General features: G+C 40.3%; 2 pseudogenes. One reads left to right on the forward strand and one right to left on the reverse strand.

Features of this window, described 5'->3' with window-relative positions:
* A pseudogene (locus DW922_RS18200) lies at positions 1-385 on the forward strand (transcriptional regulator); the annotation flags it as partial.
* A 118-nt stretch (positions 386-503) separates the two neighbouring features.
* On the opposite strand, the pseudogene DW922_RS16880 reads toward DW922_RS18200, so the two are convergent.
* Positions 504-750 (reverse strand): annotated as a pseudogene (locus tag DW922_RS16880) (aminoglycoside adenylyltransferase); the annotation flags it as partial.

Below are 750 nucleotides of genomic sequence, written 5' to 3' on the forward strand. Positions count from 1 at the left end.
CCGGCATGAAATCATTGAACGGTATCGCCCTGGCGAAGACGACCCCCATTTGAAAGTGCTGCAAGCCGCCCATATCAGTGATGATGAATATTTCAGCCACATGGTGCTGGATGACCTCAACCTCATTATCCGGGATATTCGGGAAGCCCACAAAAAGGACAGCGAGAGTGCGCCCCAGACCACCGTTGCCGATGAATTGAAAGAAAATTTGGAAGCGGTTGAAAATTTCAAGGGCAGTCGGGATGAAAAGCTGGTTGTCCTTTACTGCAAGCAGCTCGGCATCAACTATAAAAATCTGTCAGACGAAGAATTTCGCTGGCTCATTCGGATTCTACAAAAATCAAAGAAAACAGGAACTCCTATCAGTCAAAGGAAAAAACGGTAAAGAAAAACCGCTGTTGCATGGTTGTGTTTGCTTCCATGTAGCAGCGGTTGGTGCTATACTTATTCAGTTAAAATTTCAAAGCGATAAAGTGGAATTTATCTTAGAAATTACAGCAATGTTATTTTGATAAACTTTCAAGAATTGAAATATCATGCTTATCTTTATCTCTTAATTCATAACCTGAATGGAAAACTCTTTGGCCTTTTAAGGATATACAAGGAATTGTTTTTCCTTCAAAAAAAGCACTACCAAAGTAATCTTTTTCAAACTCATACCAGCCACCCTCTAAATCAGCTTGTTTTGAAGTTCCGTCCTCACTTAAAACGAACGGGTGAATGTCTAAGTAACCAAGTTCATCACTATAT

The sequence above is a fragment of the Clostridium sp. AM42-4 genome (genome assembly GCF_003480105.1).
Classification (GTDB): domain Bacteria; phylum Bacillota; class Clostridia; order Lachnospirales; family Lachnospiraceae; genus Brotaphodocola.